We start from the raw sequence: 25,898 nt of genomic DNA, 5'->3' as shown, positions 1-25,898 counted from the left end.
CAAATCAAGGCTTGAACAAGCAACGCTGCCGGTTCTGGTCCAACAATTTTATAATCGGGGACTATGGCAGTCTGGGCCCTCGGCATCAACCACACCACCGCGCCGCTCGATCTGCGTGGCCGGTTTGCGTTCGCGCTCGACCAGATTGCGCCCACGCTGCATGGTTTGCGCGAGTCGCTGGGCAACTCTGGCGGCGCTGCCAGCCGCCACCCCGGGGTGGAGACCGCCATCATCTCCACCTGCAACCGCACCGAAATCTATTGCGCGGGCGAAGCCCCCGCCATCGACCACACGCTGGGCTGGCTGGCCCACAGCGGCGGCGTCAGCACCTCGCTGCTGCGCTCGCACTCGTACACGCTGGAAGACAGCCTTGTCGCCCGCCACGCATTTCGTGTGGCCAGCGGGCTCGATTCGATGGTGCTGGGCGAGGCGCAGATCCTGGGCCAGATGAAAGATGCGGTGCGTGCGGCAGAAACGGCGGGCGTGCTGGGCACCACACTCAACCAGTTGTTCCAGCGCAGTTTTGCGGTGGCCAAAGAGGTGCGCAGCAGCACCGAGATCGGCGCCCACAGCATCAGCATGGCCGCCGCTGCCGTGCGACTGGCGGGCCAGCTGTTTGAAGACCTCTCCAAGATCCGCGTGCTGTTTGTGGGCGCGGGCGAAATGATCGAGCTGTGCGCCACGCACTTTGCGGCCAAAAACCCGCAGGGCGTGGCCATTGCCAACCGCACGCTCGAGCGTGGCGAAAAGCTCGCCAGCCGCTTTGGCGGCGAGGTGATGCGCCTGGCCGACCTGCCCGAGCGCCTGCACGAGTTCGACGCCGTCATCAGCTGCACCGCCAGCAGCCTGCCTATCATCGGCCTGGGCGCCGTAGAACGTGCACTCAAGAAACGCCGCAACCGCCCCATGTTCATGGTCGACCTGGCCGTGCCGCGCGACATCGAACCCGAGGTGAAGGCGCTGCGCGACGTGTACCTGTACACCGTGGACGACCTGGCCAGCGTGGTGCAGACCGCGCAGGCCAACCGCCAGGCCGCCGTGGCGCAGGCCGAGGCCATCATCGACGCGGGCGTGCAGAGCTTCATGCACTGGATGGACCTGCGCAGCCCGGCGAGCACCTCAGTCGCGGGGGGTGGCGTCGTGCCGCTGATCCAGCAGCTCAACGCGCAGACCGACGAATGGCGCGCGTTGGAGATCGCCCGCGCCAAGAAGCTGCTCGCCAAGGGCGAAGACATGGACGCCGTGCTCGAAGCCCTGTCCCGCGGCCTGACGCAAAAAATGCTGCACGGCACGATGGCCGAGCTGCGTGCGGGCGACGCCGACATGCGCGCCCAGACGGCACAAACCGTGTCGCGCCTGTTCCTGCGCTCGCAAAGCAAAAACAGCCTGTAGCGGCGATCAATGGCCGCAATGGCCCGCCCCACCCCGTTGTTCAATTTTTAAGCCAAATCGGCCTCTAGCGCTTATCCATAAAGCGCTAACAGCTACAAATACAGTAGCAAACTCCTGATTCTCCGCATGAAACCTTTTCTCAGAACCCAGCTGGAGCGCTATGCACTGCGCCTGCAAGAACTCGACTTCTTGCTCTCGCGCGAGGACATCATGAGCGACATGGCGCAGTACCGGCGCATCTCCGTCGAACACGCCGAGGTCACGCAGGTGGCAGGCCGATACGCGCGCTACCAGCAGCGCGAGGCCGACCTGGCCAGTGCGCGCGAGATGCTGAGCGACCCCGACATGGCCGAGATGGCGCAGGACGAAATCACCGCCGCCGAAGCCGAGCTGCTGCAACTGGAAGACGAACTGCAGCGCCTGCTACTGCCCAAAGACCCCGACGACGCACGCAATGCCTTCATGGAAATCCGCGCCGGCACAGGTGGGGACGAGTCGGCCCTCTTTGCGGGCGACATCACGCGCATGTACATGCGCTACGCCGACCGCGTGGGCTGGAAGGTAGAGATCGTGAGCGAAAACGCCGCAGAGCTGGGCGGTTACAAGGAAATCGTGCTGCGCGTCGAAGGTGACAACGTCTATGGCCACCTCAAGTTCGAATCCGGCGGCCACCGCGTGCAGCGCGTGCCCGCCACCGAGACCCAAGGCCGCATCCACACCAGCGCCTGCACCGTGGCTGTGATGCCCGAGCCCGACGAGCACGAGGCCATCAAGCTCAACCCGGCCGACCTGCGCATCGACACCTTCCGCGCGTCGGGCGCGGGCGGGCAGCACATCAACAAGACCGATTCGGCCGTGCGCGTGGTGCACTTGCCCACCGGCATCGTGGCCGAGTGCCAGGACGGCCGCAGCCAGCACGCCAACAAGGCCAAGGCCCTGCAGGTACTACAGGCCCGCATTCAAGAAAAAGACCGCAGCGAGCGCGCCGCCAAGGAGGCCGCGCTGCGCAAGGGCCTGATCGGCAGCGGCGACCGCAGCGACCGCATCCGCACCTACAACTTCCCGCAGGGGCGCCTGACCGACCACCGCATCAACCTCACGCTGTACAAGCTGCTGTACGTGATGGAAGGCGACCTGGGCGACGTGCTGCAGGCCCTGGCGCATGCGCGTGAAGCCGAGCAGTTGGAAGAGCTGGAGACGGGCACGACGGGCTGAGTTAAATCAAAATTTGAATCAAATTGGCCTCTAGCGCTTATTCCATAAGCGCTAGAAGCTATTAAATCAGTAGTGAACCCTCTCACCCCCACCCTGGCCCAAGCACTGCACCAGGCCCGCACCCTGGGCCTGGAACGCATCGACGCGCAACTGCTGCTGCTGCACGCCCTGGCCCGCCCCGATACGGGCCGCGCCTGGCTGCTGGCGCACGACACCGATGCGCTGGACGCGGCCGTGCACGACCAGTTCATCGCCCTGTGCCAACGCCGCGTGGCAGGAGAACCCGTGGCCTACCTGACGGGGCGCAAAGAGTTCTACGGCCTGCCGCTGCACGTGGACGCGCGCGTGCTGGACCCGCGACCTGACACCGAAACGCTGGTGGACTGGGCGCTGGAGGTGCTGGCCCCGCTGCCCGCCCCTCGCGTTGTCGACCTGGGCACCGGCAGCGGCGCCATTGCGCTGGCACTGCAACACCAACGTCCCGACGCCCAGGTGCTGGCGGTGGATGCCAGCGCCGACGCCCTGGCCGTGGCGCAAGCCAACGCCCAGCGACTGGGCCTGGCGGTGCAGTTTCTACACACCAGCTGGCTGACGGGCGTGGACGGCCTGTTTGACGCCATCGTCTCCAATCCGCCCTACATCGCCAGCGCCGATCCGCACCTGGCAGCACTCACCCACGAACCCCTGCAGGCCTTGGCCAGCGGCACGGATGGGCTTGAAGACATCCGCACCATCGTGGCCCAGGCGCCCGGGCGCCTGAAGCCTGGAGGCTGGCTGCTGCTAGAACATGGCTACGACCAAGCCGAGGCGGTCCAGGCCTTGTTGCTGGCGCAGGGTTTTGCCGCAGTACGAAGCCGCAATGACCTCGCGGGCATTGCGCGTTGTACGGGCGGCCAGTGGCAGACGGCGCAGACAGTGAATAATCCACCCCACCCCATCCCACCCCGGCGGCGGCATTGCCCGCCCAGACCCCTTTTCAGGAGCACCCCCATGAGCGACCCCCAACAACGCATCGACGCCCTCGTCAAATCCAGCGACGTTCTGCTGTTTATGAAGGGCAACGCCAGCTTTCCCATGTGTGGCTTTTCAGGCCGTGCCATCCAGATCCTGAAAGCCTGCGGCGTGGACCCGAAAGCCGTGGTCACCGTCAACGTGCTCGAAGACGAAGAAATTCGCCAGGGCATCAAGGAATACAGCAACTGGCCCACCATCCCGCAGCTGTACGTGAAAGGCGAGTTCATCGGCGGCTCGGACATCATGATGGAGATGTACGAGTCGGGTGAGCTCAAGCAGGTGCTGGGCAACGAGGGCTGACGAGGGCTGATAGCGCCCTTCAGCGCACCGCTGCATACAAAGGCCGCCTCCGGGCGGCTTTTTGTTTGGCGACAACAGAAGCACCAATCGGGGGCTTATCCGATACTGCAGCGGGCATGTTGTGTGCTTGAATGGTTGCGTGACGTAAACCATCACAGGAGCATGCAATGACCAGCCATAGCCTTGTTCCCCAGCCACCCGCCCTGCGTCTGCCGGTGGCCCAGATGCGCAATGTGTTCCACCCTGGCGACGTCGAGCGCAAGCTCGCACGGCTGCAGGAGTCGGGCAACCAGCGCGAATACGAAACCCTGCGCACCGTCTACGAACGCATGCTGGAGCGTGGCCCCGAGCGGTTTCAGGTCAAGCCCTCGGGCATCCCCGACATGGCCAGCCTGTACGAGCAGTTGCCCAACTTCACCGAGGTGCTGGACGACATCAAACGCCACGTGGCACTGGCGCAAGACAGCAGCGATGGCCTGGAGGTCACGCCCATGCTGCTGCTGGGCCCACCCGGCATCGGCAAGACCCACTTTGCACGCCACCTGGCCGAGTTGCTGGGCACAGGCATGAATCTGTTGCCCATGAGCTCCATGACCGCAGGCTGGCTGCTGTCGGGCTCCTCGGCCCAATGGAAGGGCGCAAGGCCCGGCAAGGTGTTTGAGGCGTTGGTGGAAGGCGAATACGCCAACCCTGTCATCGTGGTGGATGAGATCGACAAAGCCAGCGCCGATGCGCAGTACGACCCGCTCGGCGCGCTGTACAGCCTGCTCGAATACGACACGGCCCAGAGCTTTACCGACGAGTTTGCCGAGGTGGCCATCGATGCCAGCCAGGTCATCTGGATCACCACCGCGAACGACAGCCGGAGCATTCCAGACCCCATCCTCAACCGCATGAACGTGTTCGAGGTGGAGGCTCCGTCGATGGATCAGGCGCGCACCATTGCACGCAATCTGTACCAGGGCATTCGCGCGGGCCACGACTGGGGTCGGCTGCTGGACCCGGACCCGCTGGACGACGTGCTGGACCATTTGGCGCAGATGCCACCGCGGGAGATGCGGCGAGCGCTGATGACCGGGTTTGGCAATGCACGGCTGGACCGGCGGTCTACGGTGGAAATTGCCGATTTGCCCAAGGCGGCTTCTGGGCGCGGCCGCATCGGGTTTATGCAGTAGCGGGGCCAAGGGGCTTAAGACGCAGGCCGATAGGCGACGGAGACACGGGCTGTCACTTGGCGTGTGACGAAGTGACAAAAGTGCAACGTGCGCTCGGCTTGCGCTGTGTGCAAGCGCTCTGCGCGCGGATGTAGCGCACAGATACACTTGGCAGCCCGGTGTGCCACAGCGCCACGCTCTGTCACCTCACATGACCCTGTCCCAAAGCCTCTTCGTTATCGGGCTGCTCATTGCAGCCAGCGCCTTTTTCTCCATGGCCGAGATCTCGCTCGCGGCCGCACGCCGCTTGCGCCTGCGGCAGATGGCCGACGAGGGTGATACACGCGCCGACAAGGTGCTGCGCATGCAGGAGCAGCCCGGCGACTACTTCACGGTGGTGCAGGTGGGGCAAAACGCGGTGGCGATCCTCGGGGGTATCGTGGGTGAAGGGGCGCTGAGCCCCCATTTCACGGCGTTGTTCAAGTTGTGGCTGTCCGAATCGTCGGCCCACACGGCGGGTTTTCTGGCGTCTTTCCTGGTCATCACCTCGCTGTTCATTCTTTTCTCTGATCTGTTTCCCAAACGCTTGGGCATGGCCAACCCGGAGCGGCTGGTGGTGCGGCTGGCGCAACCCATGGCCTGGTGCATGACCTTGCTGCGCCCAGTGGTGTGGTTTTACAGCCGGGGAGCAGACCTGCTTTTTCGGGCGCTGGGGCTGTCGTCGCTGCGCGATGACCGCATCACCTCCGACGACATCCTGGCCATGATGGAGGCGGGTGCGCGTGCCGGTGTACTGGCCGCGCGCGAGCAGCAGGTCATCACGAATGTGTTTGAGCTGGACACGCGAATGGTGTCCAGCGCCATGTCACCGCGCGACCGCATTGCGTTTTTCTTGCGGGACGAACCCGACTCGGTCATTCGGCTGCGCATTGCCGCCGAACCCTTCTCGACCTACCCCGTGTGCGAGGGGGACATCGACCACGTGGTGGGGTATGTGGACGCGAAGGATCTCTTTCAGCGCGTGTTGAACAACCAGCCTATTTCGCTGGCAGACGACAGCCTGATACGCAAGGTGCTGATCGTGCCCGACCGGCTGACCTTGTCCGAGGTGCTGGAGCAGTTTCGCCATGTCCACGAGGATTTTGCGCTCATCGTCAACGAGTACAGCCTGGTGGTGGGCGTGGTCACGCTGAACGACGTGATGAGCACCGTGATGGGTGATTTGGTCGGCCCGGCCGATGAAGAGCAGATCGTGCGGCGGGATGAAAACTCGTGGCTGATCGATGGGGTCACGCCCGTTCAGGACGTGCTGCACGCCTTGTCTCTGGACGAACTGCCCCACGCGGACGAATATGAAACCCTGGCGGGCTTCTTGATGGTGATGCTGCGCCGGGTGCCCCGCCGCACCGACAGCGTGAGCTGGGGCGGCTACAAGTTTGAGGTGCTGGACGTAGACAGCTACCGCGTCGACCAGGTCATGGTGTCGCGCCTGAACGTGCCTGGCAGTGACGGGAATGCACCGATGACCAAGCTGGAAGGCTCGGCGGCTGCGAATTAGGGCGCGGTAGGGCGCTGGACGCAGCTAGAAGAACCTAGGACGCTGTGGCAGCGACCAAGGGCTCAGGTGCAGCGGGCGTTGGCAGGAGCTGGGGCTTTTCGGCAAACGCCCAGTTGCGCTGCGCAGCAAACACGGCATTCGGATACGGAGGTTTGCCCCTGCTGCCGTTGTACCGGCCCAGCGCCATGAACAGGTCGCCCCGCTCGCGGTCAATGTAATGGCGCAGGATCACGCAGCCAAAGCGCAGGTTGGTCTGCATGTGAAATAGCTTGCCCGGGTCACCATCGCCAATCACCCGCGTCCAGAACGGCATGACCTGCATGTAGCCCCGGGCGCCCACGCTGGACACCGCGTATTTGCGGAACGCGCTTTCGACCTGGATCAAGCCCATGACCAGGGACACTTCCAGCCCGGCGCGCTTGGACTCGTACCACACGGTCTGCAGAAAATCACGCCGCACTTCCCATTCGGGTTTGCGTCGGCGCAACCGGTCGCTTTGCGTGCCGAGCCACCGCAGGTAGTGCAGACGGGCTTCGGTGGTGAAAAACTCGGGCTCGGGCGGTGCCTGGTTGGCCACGGCGGAACTGAGCGCGGTGCGCACGGAGTCCATCAAGGGCTCCTCCAGCTGACCTCCTGCATGCGCCACCTTCGGCGCAGCCAGCCACGCGGCGGGCGCCGCCAGAGACGAGAGCGACGCAATGGCCGCGCGCCGCGACAACCCCAGGCCAGGGGTGGTGGTCACGTCGGCTGAGGCAATGGTAGGTGCGCGAAAACTCATACAGCCATGCGGCCCTTCACATGGGCCAGGATATCGGTGGTGGCCACCTTGGTGGCCGCTGCATCACGGCGGTGCTGGTACTCGACCACACCTTCTTTAAGGCTCTTGTCGCCAATCGTCACCCGGTGCGGCACGCCAATCAGCTCCCAATCGGCAAACATGGCGCCGGGGCGCTCGCCGCGGTCGTCCAGGATCACGTCGACACCGGCAGCCAGCAGGTCGGCGTACAACGATTCGGCCATGGCCTTGACAGCCTCGCTGCGGTCCATGCCCACGGGGCAGATGACCACGGTGAACGGCGCAATCGCGTCGGGCCAGATGATGCCGCGCTCGTCATGGTTTTGCTCGATGGCAGCCGCAGGCAGGCGCGTGATGCCGATGCCGTAACAGCCCATCTCAAAAAACGCGGGCCGCCCGTCGTCGCCGAGGAAGGTCGCGTTCATGTCCTTGCTGTATTTGGTGCCGAGATAGAAAACATGGCCCACTTCGATGCCACGTTCAATTGCCAATTCCCCCTTGCCATCGGGCGAACGATCACCCGCCACCACATTGCGCAGATCGGCCACCGCGTCAGGCTCGGGCAGGTCGCGACCCCAGTTCACGCCGGTGATGTGAAAGTCCGCCTCATTGGCGCCACAGATCCAGTCGGCCATCAACGCGACTTCGCGGTCGGCAACAATCTTGAGTGGCTTCTTGAGCCCAATGGGGCCCAGATAGCCGGGCTTGCAGCCAAAGTGCTCTTCGATTTCGGAGAGCGTGGCAAAACGGAAGCCTGCCAGACCGGGCACCTTGCCGACTTTGATCTCATTCATGTCATGGTCGCCGCGCAGCAGCAGTAGCCACACCTGGCTTTTGACGATTTCGCCAGCTTCGTTGGTTTCGTCCGTGGCCAGCACCAGGGACTTGACCGTGGTGTTGAGCGGCACGCCCAGCAACTCAGCCACATCGGCGCAGGTGCTCTTGCCGGGGGTGGCGGTCTTGGTCATCGCCTGCACGGCGGCGCCCCGTGGCCCTGCGGGGGCCAGCGCCTCGGCCTTTTCCATGTTGGCTGCGTACTCGCTCTCGGGGCAGTAAACGATGGCGTCTTCACCCGTGGCGGCAATCACCTGGAACTCTTCCGAGAGATCGCCACCAATGGCACCACTGTCGGCAGCTACCGCACGGTAGGTCAGGCCGAAGCGGTCAAAAATGCGGCGGTAGGCTTGCGCCATGACCTGGTAGCTGGCCTTGGCGGCCGCTTGGTCGCGGTCAAAGCTGTAGGCATCCTTCATGATGAATTCGCGGCCCCGCATGAGGCCGAAACGTGGACGGCGCTCGTCGCGGAACTTGGTCTGGATCTGGTAAAGGTTTTTCGGCAGCTGTTTGTAGCTCTTGAGCTCTTGCCGCGCGATGTCAGTGATCACTTCTTCACTGGTGGGCTGAACGACGAAGTCGCGGCCGTGGCGGTCCTGGATGCGCAACAGCTCAGGGCCCATCTTGTCGAAACGGCCCGTTTCCTGCCACAGCTCGGCGGGCTGAACCACCGGCATTGCCAACTCCACAGCACCCGCGCGGTTCATTTCCTCCCGCACGATAGCCTCCACCTTGCGGATCACCCTGAGCCCCATGGGCATGTAGTTGTAGATGCCCGCGCCCAGTTTCTTGATCAGCCCCGCCCGCGTCATGAGTTTGTGACTGACCACTTCGGCATCGGCCGGAGCTTCCTTGAGGGTGGAAATAAAGAATTGGGAGGCTTTCATCGGACTCGATTTCGGGCAGAACAGACCGGCCCACTTGCCGCACGCTAGGCGCCGTGCATAATGGACACAGTTTAAAAATTTGGGGTTTGATTATGCTTGACCGGGACGGCTTTCGGCCGAACGTCGGCATCATCCTGCTCAACCAGAAAAACCAGGTGTTCTGGGGCAAGCGTATACGCACCCACAGCTGGCAGTTTCCGCAGGGTGGCATTGACCGGGGCGAAACCCCCGAGCAAGCCATGTTCCGCGAACTGCATGAAGAGGTGGGATTATTGCCCAATCACGTACGCGTGGTGGCCCGCACCCGGGACTGGTTGCGCTATGAGGTGCCTGACCGGTACATCCGCCGCGATGCACGCGGACACTACAAGGGCCAGAAACAAATCTGGTATCTGCTTCAACTGGTGGGACACGACTGGGATTTGAATCTGCGCGCCACCAACCATCCAGAGTTTGACGCTTGGCGCTGGAACGACTATTGGGTTCCGCTGGATGTGGTGGTGGAGTTCAAACGGGGCGTCTATGAGATGGCGCTCACCGAACTGGCTCGCTACCTGCCGCGCCACGAGCAGCGCAACCGCTATCTGCGCAGCGGCATGCGCACGCGAGAGGGCGAGCACGCAGGCACCATGTTCCGAACCGGATCAATGCTGATCAATCCGGGGATGGAGCTGCCTCCCGGAGCCAGCTTCGACCCGGACCCGCAAAACAGCATGCCGGGTGAGCTTGATGCATTGCCAGTCGCCGCTACGCCGCGTGAGACACACTAACAAAAACGCCTGCTGATGCAGGCGTTTGTTGTTTTGGCAATCTGTACGGCACGGGACTTGACCGCATTGATCGCGGACCATCGATCAAATCAACGCAACCGCAACCGCATTAGCAGCCGCATTGGCGCAAACGCCGCGTCACGGCTTTGCCACAAGTACCAAGTTGTCTCGGTGCACCATCTCTGACTCGGCCACGTAGCCCAGCAACGATTCGAACTCTGCCGATGGTTTGCGGCACAGCCTGCGAGCTTCCGCAGCGGCATAGTTTGCCAAGCCCCGGGCAATCTCGATCCCTGCGGTGTCGCGAATGGCAATCACGTCACCCCGCGAGAAATCCCCTTCGACCGCGGTCATGCCAATCGGCAACAGGCTTTTGCCTTCATCGCGCACCTTGGTTGCAGCACCGGCGTCCACCACCACCGATCCACGCAGTTGCAGGTGGTCCGCCATCCACTGCTTGCGCGCCTGCTTCTTCTGCGTCTGGGCCACCAGCAAAGTGCCCAGCGCTTCGCCACGCACCAAGCGGACCAGAACATCAGATTCACGCCCCCAGGCGATGACCGTGGAAGCCCCCGATCCAGCAGCGCGCTTGGCCGCCAGGATCTTGGTGATCATGCCGCCCTTGCCGATGCTGGACCCAGCGCCGCCCGCCATAGCCTCCAACGCCAAGTCCCCTGCTTTGGCTTCGTGCACAAACTGTGCAGACGGGTCGCGGCGAGGATCTGCGGTGTAGAGCCCCTTCTGATCCGTCAGGATGATCAGCGCATCCGCCTCCACCAGATTGGCTACGAGGGCTCCGAGCGTGTCGTTGTCGCCAAACTTGATCTCGTCGTTGACGACCGTGTCGTTCTCGTTGATCACTGGCACCACACCCAAACGCAACAGAGTGAGCAAGGTAGAACGTGCGTTCAGATAGCGCTCCCGGTCAGCCAGATCCGCATGGGTCAGCAAAACCTGCGCGCTGCCCATGCCCTGCTCGCGCAGTTTGGTCTCATACATCTGGGCCAGCCCCATCTGCCCCACCGCGGCTGCGGCCTGCAGTTCATGAATCTCGCTCGGTCGAGTCGTCCAGCCCAACCGCTTCATGCCTTCGGCGATGGCGCCACTGGACACCATGATGACCTCGCGCGGTGCGCCGCCTTCACCCCGCACCAAGGCAGCCAGCTGGCGGCTCCATTCGCCGATGGCCGTTTCATCCAGGCCGCGGCCTTCGTTGGTCACAAGACTGGAGCCCACCTTGACCACGATGCGACGGGCATCTCGCAACACGTTGGAAACCATTTTTTAGTCTTTTTGGCCTCTAGCGCTTATCCATCAAGCGCTATTAGCTATTATTAATATAGCAAACGCAGTGCAAATCCAGAGAGCAAATCAAGCGGGAGCATCACCCGCAAAACGCGGATCGACCTCGACCGGCTCGTTTTCTATGCGCTGCTCCGACTGCACGTGGCGGAAGATGGCGTGGATCAGCGGCTCACAACCCTCGCGCGTGAGCGCGGAGATCTGGAACACGGGCCCCTTCCACTTGAAGCGCTTGACGAAATCCGTCACCCGCGCCTCCCGCTCTTCCGTCGGGACCATGTCGAGCTTGTTGAGCACCAACCAGCGCGGCTTGTTGTACAGCTTCTGGTCGTACTTTTTCAGCTCGTTGACAATGGCTTTGGCCTGCGCGACCGGATCCACCGCATCATCGAACGGCGCCATATCCACAATGTGCAGTAACAACCGCGTGCGCTGCAGGTGGCGCAGAAACTGATGCCCCAACCCAGCACCTTCCGAGGCGCCCGCGATCAGCCCCGGGATGTCGGCCACCACAAAACTCTGCTCCGGCCCCACACGCACCACCCCCAAATTCGGGTGCAAAGTGGTGAAAGGGTAGTCAGCGATTTTCGGGCGGGCGTTGGAAACGGCCGTGATAAAGGTCGACTTGCCCGCGTTGGGCATGCCCAGCAGACCAACGTCTGCGAGAACCTTGAGTTCGAGCTTCAGGTTTTTCTTTTCACCTGGCCAGCCTGGCGTTTTCTGACGTGGCGCGCGATTGATCGCGCTCTTGAAGCGCATGTTGCCGAATCCGCCGTCTCCGCCCTTGGCAATGGTGATCACTTCGCCGGGATTCAGCAGCTCGTACAAGACCTCACCCGTTTCTGCGTCAGTGATGATCGTGCCCACCGGCATCTTCAGGGTGATGTCGGTGCCGGCTGCGCCAAACATGTCAGAGCCCATGCCGTGTTCGCCGCGCTTGGCTTCGTGGCGGCGCGAATACCGGAAATCCACCAACGTGTTCAGGTTCGGATCCGCCACGGCAAACACATGTCCGCCGCGCCCACCATCCCCGCCATTGGGTCCGCCGAACTCCTTGTACTTTTCGTGCCGAAACGACACGCAGCCATTGCCACCGTCACCGGCTCCAATGTCAATAAAGGCTTCATCGACGAACTTCATGGGATATCCAGTTTACAAAAGAGGGCTGCACCGACAGCCTTCAGGCTGCTGATTCTGTCGGAACAGCGCAGCGCCTTCCAGGCGCCGCAGACAGATGGAGCAAGTGCACCATCGTAAAGGCCAAACAACAAAGCCCCGGCAAAGCGGGGCTTCGGTGGCTGCCTAAGGAAAACCTTAGGCGGGGGTCACATTGACCGTGGACTTGGACAACGCACCCTTGACGCCGAACGACACATGGCCGTCCACGAGCGCGAACAAGGTGTGATCCTTGCCCACGCCGACATTGTTGCCGGGGTGAAAACGCGTGCCACGTTGGCGCACGATGATCGAGCCAGCGCTGATCAGTTCACCACCGAACGCCTTGACACCCAGCATCTTTGGCTTGGAGTCGCGCCCATTTCGCGTAGAGCCGCCGCCTTTTTTCTGTGCCATGACTCAGCTCCTTCGATTAAGCAGCAATCGCACCGATTTGCAGCTCAGTGAACTGCTGGCGATGACCTTGGCGTTTTTGATAGTGCTTGCGACGGCGCATCTTGAAGATGTGCACTTTGTCGTGCTTGCCGTGTGCCACGACAGTTGCCGTGACGGTTGCGCCGGACACCAGGGGTGTACCAACCTTCAATTCAGCGCCGTTTCCGACTGCCAAAACTTGGTCGATCACAATTTCCTGGCCTACGTCCGCAGCAATCTGTTCTACTTTAATTTTTTCGCCGGAAGCAACGCGATACTGCTTGCCGCCGGTTTTTATGACCGCGTACATGTTGACCTCTTGATATGAGTTCCGCAGACGAATTTCTGCAGAGCCCAAGATTGTAGCGCATCACGCCCAATCACACCACTGCGCCAGCAGAACGCCTGTCGTCGGCACCTTCGAGTGCTCAAGACCACGCCTTGAGCTTCCTATAATCCGGGCACTTTCTGTGACCACCATCTTGACTGACCACACCGCCCCCGCAGCATCCCCCCTCGCGCTCGTTGCCCAAGACATGCAAGAGGTTGACAAGGTCATCGGTCGGCGCCTGACGTCCAGCGTGCCTCTGGTGGCCCAGATATCGCAGTACATCATTGCGGCAGGTGGTAAACGCTTGCGTCCTGCCCTGCTTTTGATGATGTGCGGCGCACTCGGATATCGTGGAACACATCATTTCAGCCTCGCCGCGGTCGTCGAACTCATTCACACCGCCACGCTGCTCCATGACGATGTCGTTGATGCATCCACATTGCGGCGCGGGCGCCCCACAGCCAACGAGGCTTTTGGCAACCCCGCCAGTGTGCTGGTGGGAGACTTCCTGCACACCCGATCATTTCAGATGATGGTGGAGGCGGGAAGCATGCGCATCATGGAGATCCTCTCGGAAGCCACCAATGTGATAGCTGAGGGGGAAGTGCTCCAACTCATGAACATGCACGATGCCTCTCTGGATGAAGCGGGTTACCTGAAAGTTATACGATCCAAAACAGCGAAACTGTTCGAAGCCAGTGCGCGGCTAGGCGCGGTCCTTGCCGACAGCCCTCCCGAAATGGAAGCGACCTGCGCTACCTATGGACAAGCGCTGGGCACCGCATTCCAAATTATTGATGACGTTCTCGACTATGACGGCGACGCCGCGGAGATGGGCAAGAACCTAGGCGACGACCTCCGGGAGGGCAAGTCGACTCTGCCGCTGATCGCCGCAATGCAGCGCGGCACACCAAGCCAAGCGCTTGTTGTCCGCCAAGCCATTGAACAGGGCTCCACAGAGCGGCTTTCGGAAATCGTGGCAATCGTGCGCGAGACCGGGGCACTAGAAGTCACCCACGCAGCCGCTCATGAAGAGGCTCGCCGCGCTATAGCTGCCGCAAAACTGCTTCCTCCCAATGCGTATTCGGCCGGATTGATCGAACTTGCGGCACAGCTGCTTGAACGTCGGCATTGAGTCCGACCACGAGCCTCTCGCAGTGCCGTGCACCTCCGCTTTAGAGTCTAGGTAGCCTAGCCTTGAATCGGTCACTTCGCCAGCCGAGGAAGTCGGTACTTCCAAGCAAAAAATCGACAACTCCCGCTTTTCATACGCTCGAAAATCGCCCAGTGTTTCAGGCAATAGCCACACTTCTGTGGCTCTGCTGCCAATATCCAATGCTGTACAGCCTCTAGCTGATCGGTGATGATAGGATGGTTTCTTTTCCACACCTAACACATTACCGGTTACATGGCCGCTGTTGATACTGCCCCTAAAGAAGCCTCTGCGGTCGCCCTTCCCGGACTGGGCCGGGCACTGATGTCTGCGGGCAAACTGACCCAAAAGTCAGCCGAAGACATTTACAAAAAATCACAAATCAGCCGCACGAGCTTTATCGCAGAACTCACAGGCTCGGGGGCTGTCTCCGCGGCTGATTTGGCACACACGGTGTCAGCGGTTTTTGGCGCGCCTTTGCTGGATCTGGAAGCCATTGACCCGCTCAGATTACCCAAAGAATTACTCGACGCCAAAATATGCAATGCATATAAGGTAGTTGTTCTTAGCAAAAGAAATAATCGACTCATCGTCGCGACCGCAGACCCCACGGATCAAGAGGCAGCGGAAAAAATAAAATTCACTACTCAAATGGGCGTGGATTGGATTATTGCAGAGTACGATAAACTGAGTAAATTGGTGGACGCTACCACCAAATCCACCAGCGAATCAATGGACACCCTGACGGCTTCCGGGGGTGGCGATTTTGATTTTGACGATGTTGCCGTCGAGGATGTTCCGGACAATAATGACACGGGCGCAGCCGATGTCGAAGATGCCCCTATTGTCAAATTCCTTCACAAAATGCTCCTCGACGCGTTTAACATGCGTGCATCGGATTTGCATTTCGAGCCCTACGAACACCAGTACCGTGTTCGCTTTCGCATTGACGGGGAATTGAGAGAGATTGCTTCTCCCCCCATCGCTATCAAAGACAAGCTGGCCTCACGCATCAAAGTGATATCACGGCTAGATATTTCAGAAAAGAGAGTGCCGCAAGACGGGCGGATGAAACTCAAGGTCGGGCCGGATCGCGTCATCGACTTTCGGGTAAGCACTCTCCCAACACTGTTCGGCGAGAAAATCGTTATCCGTATTCTTGACCCCAGTAGCGCAAAACTCGGCATCGACGCACTTGGATATGAAGCAATAGAAAAAGAGCGTTTACTCGAGGCGATTGGCCGACCTTATGGAATGATCCTAGTTACGGGCCCTACCGGATCCGGAAAAACAGTTTCTTTATATACCTGTTTGAATCTTCTCAACAAGCCGGGCGTCAACATAGCGACAGCAGAAGATCCATCGGAAATTAACCTACCCGGCGTAAACCAGGTCAACGTAAACGAAAAAGCTGGCATGACGTTTGCCGTGGCACTCAAATCGTTTCTTCGTCAAGATCCAGACATTATTATGGTGGGCGAAATCCGCGATCTGGAAACTGCCGATATTTCGATCAAGGCAGCCCAAACGGGGCATTTGGTGCTTTCGACACTGCACACCAATGATGCGCCTACGACGCTTACGCGCATGCGCAACATGGGCATAGCGCCGTTCAATATTGCCTCCAGCGTGATTTTGATTACTGCACAGCGTTTGGCACGCAAGCTTTGCCCGCTTTGCAAAACGCCAGCTGACATCCCGCATGAGTCACTTCTCGAAGCCGGATACCCCGAAGAGGAGATTGATGGCTCTTGGGTCACGTACCGTCCGGTGGGTTGTTCTGCTTGCAATAATGGATACAAAGGGCGAGTAGGCATCTACCAGGTCATGCCTATCACTGAGGACATTCAACGCATTATCTTGCGCGATGGCAGCGCCTTGGAAATTGCCGAACAAGCAAAGGCGGAAGGTGTGCGTTCACTTCGCGCTTCTGGTCTGTACAAGGCCAAACAAGGACTGACTTCTCTGGAAGAAGTACTCGCAGTCACCAACGAATAATGCTCACTAGGGACTAGTATGGCGACCGCAGCATCAAGAGACGTCAAAGAGTTTGTTTTTGAATGGGAAGGCAAGGACCGACACGGAAAAGTCGTCCGTGGCGAGGTGCGAGCGTCTGGGGAAAACCAGGTCCAGGCCACGCTGCGTCGGCAAGGCGTTTTCCCGACAAAAATTAAAAAGCGCCGGATGCGCTCGGGCAAAAAAATCAAACCCAAAGATATCGCACTCTTCACACGGCAACTCGCGACCATGATGAAGGCCGGCGTTCCGTTGTTGCAGTCGTTTGATATTGTGGGCCGAGGAAATACCAATCCCAGCGTTACCAAACTGCTCAACGACATCCGCTCTGACGTCGAGACCGGGACATCGCTGAATGGTGCTTTCCGCAAACATCCAATGTACTTCGACAGCCTCTACTGCAATTTGGTAGAAGCTGGCGAAGCCGCCGGTATTCTCGAGGCGCTGCTGGATCGTCTAGCTACCTATATGGAGAAAACGGAGGCGATCAAATCGAAAATCAAATCTGCCTTGATGTATCCCATTTCCGTGGTTATCGTAGCCTTCGTCGTGGTGGCAGTGATCATGATTTTCGTGATTCCCGCGTTTAAAGAAGTTTTTACATCTTTCGGCGCTGACCTCCCTGCTCCCACGCTGTTTGTCATGGCAATCAGCGAGATATTCGTCAAATGGTGGTGGCTGATTTTTGGCGGGATCGGTGGCGGTTTCTATTTTTTCATGCAAGCATGGAGACGCAACGAGAAGATGCAGATGTTTATGGACCGCCTTTTGCTCAAAATACCAATTTTCGGTGCTTTGATTGAAAAGTCCTGCGTTGCGCGATGGACCCGGACTCTGTCCACCATGTTTGCCGCAGGGGTTCCGTTGGTGGAAGCACTGGATTCGGTCGGCGGCGCATCGGGAAATTCCTTGTATTCGATGGCCACGGAGAAAATCCAGCAGGAGGTTTCCACGGGCACCAGCTTGACCGCAGCGATGGGCAACGCGAACATCTTTCCCTCCATGGTTCTACAAATGTGCGCCATCGGCGAAGAGTCCGGCTCCATTGACCATATGCTGGGCAAGGCGGCCGACTTTTACGAAGCCGAAGTGGACGAAATGGTCGCTGGTTTGTCCAGCCTGATGGAACCTATCATCATCGTGTTTCTCGGCACGCTCATTGGTGGCATCGTGGTGTCGATGTACCTGCCCATCTTCAAGCTTGGTCAAGTTGTGTAATGGGAGTGGATGTTTGGTTGGATGCAGCACTTGGAAGTGTGCTGGGGCTGCTGATTGGCAGCTTTTTGAATGTGGTGATCTATCGGCTCCCCAAGATCATGGAGCGCCAATGGACGGCAGAGGCTGCTGCCTACCGGGCCCATGAACTCGGGCAGGACCCGCCTCCAGCACAGGAGGCCTTCAACCTGCTTACGCCCCGTTCCCGGTGCCAGTCGTGCGGACACATGGTGCAGTGGTACGAGAACATTCCCGTTCTCAGCTACCTTTTTCTTCGGGGTCGGTGCTCTGCATGCAACACACGCATCAGCGTGCGTTATCCGTTGGTAGAAATCGCCACTGGCGCACTGTTCTACTTTTGCATTCAACGCTGGGGGATCACGCCCACAGGCATCATGTGGTGCGGCTTTTCCGCGGCCTTGGTCGCGCTTGCGTTCATTGACTGGGATACCACGCTGCTTCCCGACGACATCACGCTGCCCTTGCTGTGGGCAGGATTGCTGGCGTCTGCCATGCAATGGACTGACGTCCCGCTGTACAGCTCGGTGGTGGGCGCAGCGGCAGGCTATCTCTCATTGTGGCTTGTCTACTGGGGTTTCAAGTTAGCGACCGGCAAAGAGGGCATGGGCTACGGTGACTTCAAGCTGTTCGCGGCCTTGGGTGCCTGGTTTGGCTGGCCCGCGCTCGTCCCTATCATTTTGATGTCGTCGGTCATTGGGGCCATTGTCGGGATCGCGCTGAAAATATTCAGCAACCTGCGCGAGGGCGGGTACGTGCCTTTTGGACCGTTCCTTGTGGGCGCAGCGTTCACGGCCATGATTTTCGGTCCCAATGCCATCATTGAGTCGGTATTGAAGCTCGCGGGCCTTTGAGCCGGTGGGTTGGGTTTATGTCGGACTACAAGTCGCCGCCCTTGCGCCTGGGCCTGACCGGAGGCATTGGTAGTGGCAAAAGCACCGTCGGCAATGTGTTCGCATCCCTGGGTGCCGCACTGGTAGACGCCGACCAGATTGCTCGAAACGCTACAGGCCCTGGTGGTGCGGCCATGCCTGCGATCCGCGCGGTGTTTGGCGATGCGTATGTCAATGCCGATGGCGCCCTGCACCGCGACCGCATGCGCCAACTGGCGTTCAACCGCCCTGAAGCACGGGCGCAACTGGAAGCAATCGTGCATCCCCTGGTGTCGCTGCACAGCGATCTCCAGGCACAGCAAGCGGTGGACCGTGGTTGCGCCGTGATCGTGTTTGACATTCCACTGCTGGCGGAGTCTGGGCGGTGGGCGCGACGGCTGGATGCCGTGCTGGTGGTGGACTGCTCCCCAGAGACACAAATCGAGCGCGTCATGCGGCGCAACGGTCTGACCAGAGAAGTCGTACAAGCCATCATTGCGTCCCAAGCGACCCGGCGCGCCCGCCGTGCCGTGGCCGATGTGGTGATCGCCAACGACGGTGACTGCACGCTCGATGCACTGCACACCCGCACAAGGCAGGCCGCCTTGCTGTTCGGGCTATGATGCGAACGAAACCGTTTGTGTTTTCATCCCATGCCGTGCGCCACCGGCGTCAGAATCCCCCCTGAGCCCCCAGGAACCCGCCAGCGTGATCCTTTACGAATATCCATTTAACGAGCGTCTCCGAACCTATCTGCGGCTTGAGCAGTTGTTTCGCAGGCTGGGCGAGTTGATTCCCCGCACGCATGCGCTGGACCACCACTTTGCACTGGTCACCATCTTCGAGATCATGGACGTTGCGGCCCGTGCTGACTTGAAGTCAGATGTCCTCAAGGACATTGAAAAACACAAACACCAGCTCGACAGCTACCGAGGCAATCCCTCGATCTCCGAGGCAGCGCTGGATGCGGTGATTGCCCAGCTGGACCGTTGCTTTGTGGCGCTCAACACCCAGTCCGGCAAGTCCGGCCACTCGCTGACCGAGAACGATTGGCTGATGAGCATTCGCAGCCGGGTGGGCATTCCGGGTGGCACCTGCGGCTTTGATCTGCCGGCCTACTATGCGTGGCAGCACCACGATCCCGCCATGCGTCAGCAGGCTCTAGAAGGATGGGCGTCCACCCTGGCGCCGCTGGCGGAATCCATTTATGTACTGCTCAAGCTGCTGCGGGACTCGGGCGTGCCACAGAAAGTGGCTGCAGAGCGGGGCCAGTTCCAGCAAAACCTGCCGCAAGGCCGCACGTTTCAGTTGCTGCGCCTGCGCATCGACCCGGCGCTGAACCTGATTCCAGAAATCAGCGGCAATCGGCTGATCGTGTCGGTGCGGTTGATGCGGCTAGAGGACGATGCCCGTCTGCATGCATGCCCAGAAGACGCCGCCTTTGAGCTGACCTTGTGCGCTTGACGACGCCCTGGCATCGCAAAAACCGCTCAGCAACGGCACAAGCAAACAGACTTTGAGGACAACGAGGATGGCTCACCCAGAACGCGACCGTGCTGCTGCGCCCGCTGCACGCATCGTCACCTGCCCTTGCTGTGGCGGCGACAGCATCTACGCGCCGAGCAACGCCTACCGCCCCTTCTGCAGCGAACGGTGTAAACAGGTGGACCTGGGCGCCTGGGCCAGCGAAGACTTTCGCATGCCCGCCGAAGCGCCACCGGGTGATGCGCCGCACGGCGATTCTTACCTACCACACTGACACATCACTGCGGCTGGACTGTAAATCAGTCAGTCAGTGAGTAAGTCAGCCAGCGCCTTGACCAGCAAATATTCGCATGGAATTTGAATGAAATCTGGCTCTAGCGCTTATCCATCAAGCGCTAGCAGCTATCATTTTTGCAATTCAGGTGCTACCAGTGACTGGCCACGCTCTTCGGCCAGCCACTGCAGGACTGGGTAGGCACCCGGCAACACGGGCTCCACCGTCAACGGCATCTGCTGCCAGTCCATCGACTGGCCTTCGCGCATCTCGAACTCTCCCGTCCACGCCCACACCTTGCACCAGTGCAGTCGCACCAGCGCATGCGGGTAATCGTGCTCGGTCACCTTCCAGACACTGGCGGGGCCGATGGTCACGCCCAGTTCTTCAATGAGCTCACGGCGCAGAGCCTGTTCCACGGTTTCTCCCGCTTCCAGCTTGCCACCCGGAAACTCCCAGTACCCGGCATACGGTTTCCCAGGCGGGCGGGTGGACAGCAGCATGGCACCGTCCGGGCGCAGCAAGATACCGACCGCGACTTCGGTGTGGGGGCGCGCATCGGCGGCACCAGTCGCCGCTTTGGCGGAAGTTGTTTCAACCATCGTGTCGCCCCGCATAGTCGCGCGCAAACTGGTAAGCCACCCGGCCGCTGCGCGAGCCGCGCTCCAGCGCCCACACCAAGGCTTCTGCACGGGCGGCTGAAATTTCGGCGGCTGGTACGCCCAGCGACGACAGCCACTGGGCCACGATGGTCAGGTACTCCTCTTGGCTGAAGGGATAGAAGCTGACCCACAGCCCAAACCGCTCGGACAACGAGATCTTTTCCTCCACCACTTCGCCGGGGTGGACCTCGCCATCCGCGGTGTGGGTGTAGGTGAGGTTTTCGGCCATGTACTCCGGCAGCAGATGGCGCCGGTTGCTGGTGGCGTAGATCAACACATTGGGCGTGGCAGCGGCCACCGAACCATCCAGGGTGGACTTGAGCGCCTTGTAGCCGGGCTCGCCGTCCTCAAAGCTCAAGTCATCACAGAACACGATGAATTTCTCGGGCCGATCAGACACCACGTCCACGATATCGGGCAGGTCCACCAGGTCGGCCTTGTCCACTTCGATCAAGCGCAGGCCTTGTGCCGCGTAGACGTTCAGGCACGCCTTGATCAGCGATGACTTGCCGGTGCCGCGCGCGCCGGTCAGCAGCACGTTGTTGGCGGGTTTGCCGGCTACAAACTGCTGCGTGTTGCGTTCGATCTTTTCCTTTTGCGGATCAATCTCTTTGAGGTCTGCCAGCTGCATGGCCGCCACATGGCGCACGGGTTCCAGCGTGCCATGGCCACTGCTGCGCTTGCGGTAACGCCAGGCAATGGCAGCGGACCAGTCGGGCGCCCCCAAAGGCTGGGGCAGGACGGATTCAATGCGAGCGATGAGTTGCTCGGCGCGCTCGATCAGATGGTCAAGTTTTTGATTCATTTTGGCCTCTAGCGCTTATCTATCAAGCGCTAACAGCTATGAAATTAGGAGTAACTGCTTCAAGACCGGTAATCGGCATTGATGGTGACGTATTCGTGGCTGAAATCGCAGGTCCAGACGGTGTCAGACGCATCGCCCCGGCCCAGCAGCACCCGCACCGTGATCTCGCTTTGTTTCATCACACGCTGGCCGTCTTCCTCGCGGTAGGCCGGGTTGCGGCCACCCTTGATGGCGACGTGCACGTCGTCGAGGAACAGATCGATGCCCGTCTGGTCCAGGTCATCAATCCCGGCGTAACCCACAGCGGCCAGGATGCGGCCCAGATTGGGGTCGCTGGCAAAAAATGCCGTTTTGACCAATGGCGAATGCGCAATGGCATAGGCCACTTTGCGGCACTCGTCGCCCGTCTTGCCGCCCTCGACCCGCACCGTGATGAACTTGGTCGCGCCCTCGCCATCGCGCACGATGGCCTGCGCCAGCTTTTGTGCCACATCCAGCATGGCGGCCTTCAAGGCCTGGCCGTCTGCGCTGTCGAGCGCCGTAATGGGTTTGTGGGCCGCCTTGTTGGTGGCGACCACCACAAACGAATCATTGGTAGATGTGTCGCCGTCGATGGTGACGCGGTTGAAGGAGCCGTCGGCCAGCTCGCGTGCCAGCTGTTGCATGACCGTGGGGTGCACGCATGCGTCTGTGGCCATAAAGCCCAGCATGGTCGCCATGTTGGGGCGGATCATGCCCGCGCCCTTGCTGATGCCGGTGATGGACACCGTGGCCCCGCCGATCTGCACTTGCGCCGAGAACGCCTTGGGCAGGGTGTCCGTGGTCATGATGCCTTCGGCGGCGCGGGCCCAGTGGTCTGGCTTTGCGTCGGCAATGGCCGCAGGCAACCCGGCTTCGATGCGCTCCACGGGCAAAGGCTCCATGATCACGCCGGTGGAAAAGGGCAGCACCTGCTCGGGTGCCACGTTCAGTTGCTTCGCCATGGCCACGCAGGTCGCTCTTGCACGCGCCAGTCCGTCAGCACCGGTGCCCGCATTGGCATTGCCAGTGTTGATCACCATGGCGCGAATGGCCTGCCCGCCTGCGAGATGTTCACGCCCTACCTGCACCGGTGCCGCACAAAAGCGGTTCTGCGTGAACACACCCGCCACGCTGGCCCCCTCGTCCAGCAAAAAGACGGTGAGGTCCTTGCGGTTGGCTTTGCGAACACCGGCTTCGGCAACACCAATACGGACACCGGCAATCGGGTGCAGATCAGCGGCAACGGGAGCGAGAAGATTGACGGGCATGGAAGTCCTTCTTAAAAACTGCGGCCGATTATCCGGAAAACCGTGGCACGCAAATGAAGACACGGGCCGCAGCCCGTGTCGTTTGGTCCTACTCAGTCAGCGCACAACTCAAGCGAGTTTGCCGTGGCACTGCTTGAATTTTTTGCCGCTGCCGCAAGGGCATGGGTCGTTGCGGCCCACGCGCATGCCATCGGGCAGTGCCTGACCAGCCGACTGGGTGTCTGCCAGGGTGGTTTCCACTTCGCCGGTCTCGGTGGGGGCGGTGTAGGTCACGTTGGCAATGGCCTCGCCACGGGCTTCCATGTCCTGCGCCGCCTGGTCCAACTGGGCCGGTGATTGCACCTGCACGGTCATCAGTATCTTGGTGACTTCGTTCTTGACGCCATCGATCAGCTGGCGGAACAGCTCGAAGGCTTCGCGCTTGTACTCTTGCTTGGGCTGCTTCTGGGCATACCCACGCAGGTGAATGCCTTGGCGCAGATAGTCCAGCGAGCTCAGGTGATCGCGCCAGTTGGAGTCAAAGCTTTGCAACAGAACCATGCGCTCAAACTGCGTGAAGTTCTCGCGACCCACCTGATCGACCTTGGTATCGAACGATGCATGGGCAGCCTGCAGCACCTTCTCCAGAATTTCGTCGTCGGTGATGGCGCTGGCGCCCTGGACTTCTTGCTGTAAGGGAATCGACACCTGCCATTCGTCGGCAAGCACCTTCTCCAGCGCAGGCAGGTCCCACTGCTCTTCCACCGATTCCACCGGCACATACTGGCGAACCAGGTCGGTCATGCAGTCTTCGCGCATGACGGCAATGGTGTCGGACAGTTCGCTCGCGTCCAGGATGTCATTGCGCTGCTGGTAAATGACCTTGCGCTGGTCGTTGGCCACATCGTCGTATTCCAGCAATTGCTTGCGGACGTCGAAGTTGCGGGCCTCGACCTTGCGTTGGGCCGACTCGATGCTGCGGGTCACAATGCCCGCTTCGATGGCTTCACCATCGGGCATTTTCAGGCGGTCCATGATCGCCTTGACGCGATCGCCCGCGAAGATGCGCATCAGCGAATCATCCAGGCTCAGGTAGAAACGTGAAGACCCTGGATCGCCTTGGCGACCCGAGCGGCCACGCAGCTGGTTGTCGATCCGGCGAGACTCGTGGCGCTCGGTGGCGATGATGCGCAGGCCACCCAGGGCCTTGATCTTCTCGTGGTCCACGGCCCACTCTTCACGCAGTTTGGCAATCTGTGCTTCACGCGCAGCGGCGTCCAGCGACTCGTCGGCCTCCACCGCGGCCACCAGCTTTTCGATGTTGCCGCCCAACACAATGTCGGTGCCCCGGCCGGCCATGTTGGTCGCAATGGTGACCATGCCCGCACGGCCTGCCTGGGCCACGATGTCGGCCTCACGCGCATGCTGCTTGGCGTTGAGCACCTGATGCGGCAAGCCTTCCTTGTTCAGCAGCTGGTCGATGATTTCGGAGTTCTCGATCGACGTGGTGCCCACCAGCACGGGCTGGCCGCGCTCGTGGCATTCGCGAATGTCCTTGATCGCCGCTTCGTACTTCTCGCGCGTGGTCTTGTAAACGCGGTCGAGCTGGTCGTCGCGCTTGCTCGGACGGTTGGGCGGGATCACCGTGGTTTCCAGGCCGTAGATCTCCTGGAACTCGTAGGCCTCGGTATCTGCCGTGCCGGTCATGCCCGCCAGCTTGTTGTACAGGCGGAAATAGTTCTGGAAGGTGATCGAGGCCAGGGTCTGGTTCTCGGCCTGGATGTTCACGCCTTCCTTGGCTTCAACCGCCTGGTGCAGACCTTCGCTCCAGCGGCGGCCCGACATCAGACGACCGGTGAACTCGTCGACGATCACGATCTCACCCTCTTGCACCACGTAATGCTGGTCGCGGTGATAAAGGTGGTTGGCCCGCAGCGCTGCATACAGGTGGTGCATGAGCGTGATGTTGGCCGGGTCGTAGACGGAGGCGCCTTCGGCAATCAGGCCCTGGCTGGCCAGAATGCGCTCCGCGCTTTCATGGCCTTGCTCGGTCAGGAACACTTGGTGGGTTTTTTCGTCCAGCGTGAAATCGCCGGGCTTGGTCACACCCTCACCTGTGCGTGCGTCGGCTTCGCCTTCCTGGCGCACCAGCAGCGGCACGACTTTGTTCATGGCGATGTACATCGCCGTGTGGTCTTCGGCCTGGCCACTGATGATCAGCGGCGTGCGGGCTTCATCGATCAGGATCGAATCCACCTCATCGACGATAGCGAAGTTCAGGCCCTGCTGCACACGGTCTGCAGCTTCGTAGACCATGTTGTCGCGCAGGTAGTCGAAGCCATATTCATTGTTGGTGCCGTAAGTGATGTCGGCACGGTAGGCTTCCTGCTTTTGCTCGCGCGGCATGTTGGGCAGGTTGATACCCACCGTGAGGCCCAGGAAGTTGTACAGGCGCCCCATCCACTGGGCATCGCGGTTGGCGAGGTAGTCATTGACCGTCACCACGTGCACGCCCTTCGCAGACAGCGCGTTCAGGTACACCGGCAGCGTGGCAGTCAGCGTCTTGCCTTCCCCCGTGCGCATTTCGGCGATTTTGCCGAAATGCAGCGCCATGCCACCCAATAGCTGCACATCAAAATGCCGCATCTTCATGATGCGCTTGGAGCCCTCGCGGACTACGGCAAAAGCTTCAGGAAGAATGTCGTCAAGCGATTCGCCCTTGGCCACGCGCTCCTTGAATTCCTGCGTCTTGGCGCGAAGCGCCTCGTCCGTCAGCTTCTCGTAGTCGGGCTCCATCGCATTGATGCGAATCACCGTCTTGCGGTATTGCTTGAGGAGCCGGTCGTTGCGGCTGCCGAATAATTTGGTGAGGAAGTTGGTGGCCATGCGAACAGGACCGCTTGCCCCGCTGATAACAGCGCGTCAAGCGACCGAAATCCCTAAGATGAATTGAGTTCAGGTGGGTCCGACGCGCATGATTGCAAGCT

23 protein-coding genes and 1 pseudogene are annotated in these 25,898 nt (G+C 60.6%); 14 read left to right on the top strand and 10 right to left on the bottom strand.

Annotated features, from left to right (window positions below):
• Positions 1–63: 63 nt before the first annotated feature.
• The 6 genes and pseudogenes from hemA to ACK41V_RS02795 all read left to right on the top strand — a co-directional run bounded on the left by hemA (position 64) and on the right by ACK41V_RS02795 (position 6,633).
• Positions 64–1,392, top strand: a complete 1,329-nt coding sequence (hemA, locus tag ACK41V_RS02820; RefSeq protein ID WP_409777506.1) for a glutamyl-tRNA reductase — start codon at positions 64–66, stop codon at positions 1,390–1,392.
• 126 nt (positions 1,393–1,518) lie between these two features.
• Complete coding sequence (gene prfA, locus ACK41V_RS02815) at positions 1,519–2,607, top strand: peptide chain release factor 1 (RefSeq protein WP_409777503.1); 1,089 nt, start codon at positions 1,519–1,521, stop codon at positions 2,605–2,607.
• Between the two features lie 72 nt (positions 2,608–2,679).
• A pseudogene (prmC, locus tag ACK41V_RS02810) lies at positions 2,680–3,519 on the top strand (peptide chain release factor N(5)-glutamine methyltransferase); the annotation flags it as partial.
• 78 nt (positions 3,520–3,597) lie between these two features.
• Positions 3,598–3,921, top strand: coding sequence for a Grx4 family monothiol glutaredoxin (gene grxD, locus ACK41V_RS02805; RefSeq protein WP_409777704.1), 324 nt, complete (start codon positions 3,598–3,600; stop codon positions 3,919–3,921).
• A 167-nt stretch (positions 3,922–4,088) separates the two neighbouring features.
• The gene (locus ACK41V_RS02800) at positions 4,089–5,096 is read left to right on the top strand and encodes an AAA family ATPase (protein ID WP_409777500.1); all 1,008 of its coding nucleotides are present in this window, start codon (positions 4,089–4,091) and stop codon (positions 5,094–5,096) included.
• 190 nt (positions 5,097–5,286) lie between these two features.
• Positions 5,287–6,633, top strand: a complete 1,347-nt coding sequence (locus ACK41V_RS02795; protein WP_409777497.1) for a hemolysin family protein — start codon at positions 5,287–5,289, stop codon at positions 6,631–6,633.
• Between the two features lie 34 nt (positions 6,634–6,667).
• On the opposite strand, the gene ACK41V_RS02790 is transcribed toward ACK41V_RS02795, so the two are convergent.
• Together ACK41V_RS02790 and ACK41V_RS02785 are read right to left on the bottom strand one after the other, a co-directional pair.
• Positions 6,668–7,411, bottom strand: a complete 744-nt coding sequence (locus tag ACK41V_RS02790) for a lytic transglycosylase domain-containing protein (RefSeq protein ID WP_409777494.1) — start codon at positions 7,409–7,411, stop codon at positions 6,668–6,670.
• Positions 7,408–9,150 (bottom strand): proline--tRNA ligase, encoded by a 1,743-nt coding sequence (locus tag ACK41V_RS02785; protein ID WP_409777491.1) that lies wholly within the window; start codon positions 9,148–9,150, stop codon positions 7,408–7,410. The genes ACK41V_RS02790 and ACK41V_RS02785 overlap by 4 nt, the downstream gene beginning before the upstream one ends.
• Before the next feature lie 92 nt (positions 9,151–9,242).
• On the opposite strand from ACK41V_RS02785, the gene ACK41V_RS02780 reads away from it, so the two are divergent.
• Positions 9,243–9,920, top strand: coding sequence for an RNA pyrophosphohydrolase (locus tag ACK41V_RS02780; protein ID WP_409777701.1), 678 nt, complete (start codon positions 9,243–9,245; stop codon positions 9,918–9,920).
• Positions 9,921–10,058: 138 nt separating this feature from the next.
• On the opposite strand, the gene proB is transcribed toward ACK41V_RS02780, so the two are convergent.
• The 4 genes from proB to rplU all read right to left on the bottom strand — a co-directional run bounded on the left by proB (position 10,059) and on the right by rplU (position 13,122).
• The gene (gene proB / locus ACK41V_RS02775; RefSeq protein ID WP_409777488.1) at positions 10,059–11,201 is read right to left on the bottom strand and encodes a glutamate 5-kinase; all 1,143 of its coding nucleotides are present in this window, start codon (positions 11,199–11,201) and stop codon (positions 10,059–10,061) included.
• Positions 11,202–11,291: 90 nt separating this feature from the next.
• Positions 11,292–12,362, bottom strand: coding sequence for an Obg family GTPase CgtA (cgtA, locus tag ACK41V_RS02770; protein ID WP_409777486.1), 1,071 nt, complete (start codon positions 12,360–12,362; stop codon positions 11,292–11,294).
• A gap of 174 nt (positions 12,363–12,536) precedes the next feature.
• On the bottom strand, positions 12,537–12,794 hold the full coding sequence (rpmA, locus tag ACK41V_RS02765) for a 50S ribosomal protein L27 (protein WP_226444985.1): 258 nt from the start codon (positions 12,792–12,794) through the stop codon (positions 12,537–12,539).
• Between the two features lie 16 nt (positions 12,795–12,810).
• The gene (gene rplU, locus ACK41V_RS02760) at positions 12,811–13,122 is read right to left on the bottom strand and encodes a 50S ribosomal protein L21 (RefSeq protein ID WP_409777482.1); all 312 of its coding nucleotides are present in this window, start codon (positions 13,120–13,122) and stop codon (positions 12,811–12,813) included.
• A gap of 226 nt (positions 13,123–13,348) precedes the next feature.
• Here rplU and ACK41V_RS02755 point away from each other — a divergent pair, with 226 nt between their 5' ends.
• The 7 genes from ACK41V_RS02755 (at position 13,349) to ACK41V_RS02725 (ending at position 20,176) form a co-directional block, all read left to right on the top strand.
• Complete coding sequence (locus tag ACK41V_RS02755) at positions 13,349–14,278, top strand: polyprenyl synthetase family protein (RefSeq protein WP_409777698.1); 930 nt, start codon at positions 13,349–13,351, stop codon at positions 14,276–14,278.
• Positions 14,279–14,551: 273 nt separating this feature from the next.
• Positions 14,552–16,294 carry a type IV-A pilus assembly ATPase PilB gene (gene pilB, locus ACK41V_RS02750; RefSeq protein WP_409777479.1) on the top strand — a complete coding sequence of 581 codons (1,743 nt, stop codon included), beginning with the start codon at positions 14,552–14,554 and terminating at the stop codon, positions 16,292–16,294.
• An 18-nt stretch (positions 16,295–16,312) separates the two neighbouring features.
• Positions 16,313–17,530, top strand: coding sequence for a type II secretion system F family protein (locus tag ACK41V_RS02745; RefSeq protein WP_409777476.1), 1,218 nt, complete (start codon positions 16,313–16,315; stop codon positions 17,528–17,530).
• The gene (locus ACK41V_RS02740) at positions 17,530–18,399 is read left to right on the top strand and encodes a prepilin peptidase (protein WP_409777474.1); all 870 of its coding nucleotides are present in this window, start codon (positions 17,530–17,532) and stop codon (positions 18,397–18,399) included. Before ACK41V_RS02745 ends, ACK41V_RS02740 begins: the two co-directional genes overlap by 1 nt.
• 17 nt (positions 18,400–18,416) lie before the next feature.
• Entirely contained in the window at positions 18,417–19,040 is a 624-nt protein-coding gene (coaE, locus tag ACK41V_RS02735) for a dephospho-CoA kinase (protein WP_409777472.1), read from the top strand.
• Between the two features lie 85 nt (positions 19,041–19,125).
• Positions 19,126–19,881, top strand: coding sequence for a cell division protein ZapD (gene zapD, locus ACK41V_RS02730; RefSeq protein ID WP_409777469.1), 756 nt, complete (start codon positions 19,126–19,128; stop codon positions 19,879–19,881).
• A gap of 67 nt (positions 19,882–19,948) precedes the next feature.
• Complete coding sequence (locus tag ACK41V_RS02725; protein WP_409777466.1) at positions 19,949–20,176, top strand: DNA gyrase inhibitor YacG; 228 nt, start codon at positions 19,949–19,951, stop codon at positions 20,174–20,176.
• A 131-nt stretch (positions 20,177–20,307) separates the two neighbouring features.
• Here the strand turns inward: ACK41V_RS02725 and ACK41V_RS02720 are convergent, their stop codons facing one another.
• The 4 genes from ACK41V_RS02720 to secA form a co-directional block, all read right to left on the bottom strand.
• Complete coding sequence (locus tag ACK41V_RS02720) at positions 20,308–20,778, bottom strand: NUDIX domain-containing protein (protein ID WP_409777463.1); 471 nt, start codon at positions 20,776–20,778, stop codon at positions 20,308–20,310.
• The gene (locus ACK41V_RS02715; protein WP_409777461.1) at positions 20,771–21,643 is read right to left on the bottom strand and encodes an ATP-binding protein; all 873 of its coding nucleotides are present in this window, start codon (positions 21,641–21,643) and stop codon (positions 20,771–20,773) included. The genes ACK41V_RS02720 and ACK41V_RS02715 overlap by 8 nt, the downstream gene beginning before the upstream one ends.
• A 59-nt stretch (positions 21,644–21,702) precedes the next feature.
• The gene (argJ, locus tag ACK41V_RS02710; protein ID WP_409777458.1) at positions 21,703–22,932 is read right to left on the bottom strand and encodes a bifunctional glutamate N-acetyltransferase/amino-acid acetyltransferase ArgJ; all 1,230 of its coding nucleotides are present in this window, start codon (positions 22,930–22,932) and stop codon (positions 21,703–21,705) included.
• A 108-nt stretch (positions 22,933–23,040) separates the two neighbouring features.
• A complete protein-coding gene (gene secA / locus ACK41V_RS02705) occupies positions 23,041–25,797 on the bottom strand; it encodes a preprotein translocase subunit SecA (RefSeq protein WP_409777455.1) in 2,757 nt (918 codons plus the stop codon).
• Positions 25,798–25,898 lie beyond the last annotated feature (101 nt).

Origin of the sequence: Acidovorax sp., assembly GCF_046291265.1 — a bacterium.
Lineage (GTDB): Bacteria > Pseudomonadota > Gammaproteobacteria > Burkholderiales > Burkholderiaceae_C > Acidovorax.
This window is presented reverse-complemented; position numbering and strand designations above follow the sequence as displayed.

Coding starts and splice junctions, on each gene's coding strand:
- hemA (WP_409777506.1), top strand. CDS start 64: ATGGCAGTCTGGGCCCTCGGCATCAACCACACCACCGCGCCGCTCGAT.
- prfA (WP_409777503.1), top strand. CDS start 1,519: ATGAAACCTTTTCTCAGAACCCAGCTGGAGCGCTATGCACTGCGCCTG.
- grxD (WP_409777704.1), top strand. CDS start 3,598: ATGAGCGACCCCCAACAACGCATCGACGCCCTCGTCAAATCCAGCGAC.
- ACK41V_RS02800 (WP_409777500.1), top strand. CDS start 4,089: ATGACCAGCCATAGCCTTGTTCCCCAGCCACCCGCCCTGCGTCTGCCG.
- ACK41V_RS02795 (WP_409777497.1), top strand. CDS start 5,287: ATGACCCTGTCCCAAAGCCTCTTCGTTATCGGGCTGCTCATTGCAGCC.
- ACK41V_RS02790 (WP_409777494.1), bottom strand. CDS start 7,411: ATGAGTTTTCGCGCACCTACCATTGCCTCAGCCGACGTGACCACCACC.
- ACK41V_RS02785 (WP_409777491.1), bottom strand. CDS start 9,150: ATGAAAGCCTCCCAATTCTTTATTTCCACCCTCAAGGAAGCTCCGGCC.
- ACK41V_RS02780 (WP_409777701.1), top strand. CDS start 9,243: ATGCTTGACCGGGACGGCTTTCGGCCGAACGTCGGCATCATCCTGCTC.
- proB (WP_409777488.1), bottom strand. CDS start 11,201: ATGGTTTCCAACGTGTTGCGAGATGCCCGTCGCATCGTGGTCAAGGTG.
- cgtA (WP_409777486.1), bottom strand. CDS start 12,362: ATGAAGTTCGTCGATGAAGCCTTTATTGACATTGGAGCCGGTGACGGT.
- rpmA (WP_226444985.1), bottom strand. CDS start 12,794: ATGGCACAGAAAAAAGGCGGCGGCTCTACGCGAAATGGGCGCGACTCC.
- rplU (WP_409777482.1), bottom strand. CDS start 13,122: ATGTACGCGGTCATAAAAACCGGCGGCAAGCAGTATCGCGTTGCTTCC.
- ACK41V_RS02755 (WP_409777698.1), top strand. CDS start 13,349: ATGCAAGAGGTTGACAAGGTCATCGGTCGGCGCCTGACGTCCAGCGTG.
- pilB (WP_409777479.1), top strand. CDS start 14,552: ATGGCCGCTGTTGATACTGCCCCTAAAGAAGCCTCTGCGGTCGCCCTT.
- ACK41V_RS02745 (WP_409777476.1), top strand. CDS start 16,313: ATGGCGACCGCAGCATCAAGAGACGTCAAAGAGTTTGTTTTTGAATGG.
- ACK41V_RS02740 (WP_409777474.1), top strand. CDS start 17,530: ATGGGAGTGGATGTTTGGTTGGATGCAGCACTTGGAAGTGTGCTGGGG.
- coaE (WP_409777472.1), top strand. CDS start 18,417: ATGTCGGACTACAAGTCGCCGCCCTTGCGCCTGGGCCTGACCGGAGGC.
- ACK41V_RS02725 (WP_409777466.1), top strand. CDS start 19,949: ATGGCTCACCCAGAACGCGACCGTGCTGCTGCGCCCGCTGCACGCATC.
- ACK41V_RS02720 (WP_409777463.1), bottom strand. CDS start 20,778: ATGGTTGAAACAACTTCCGCCAAAGCGGCGACTGGTGCCGCCGATGCG.
- ACK41V_RS02715 (WP_409777461.1), bottom strand. CDS start 21,643: ATGAATCAAAAACTTGACCATCTGATCGAGCGCGCCGAGCAACTCATC.
- argJ (WP_409777458.1), bottom strand. CDS start 22,932: ATGCCCGTCAATCTTCTCGCTCCCGTTGCCGCTGATCTGCACCCGATT.
- secA (WP_409777455.1), bottom strand. CDS start 25,797: ATGGCCACCAACTTCCTCACCAAATTATTCGGCAGCCGCAACGACCGG.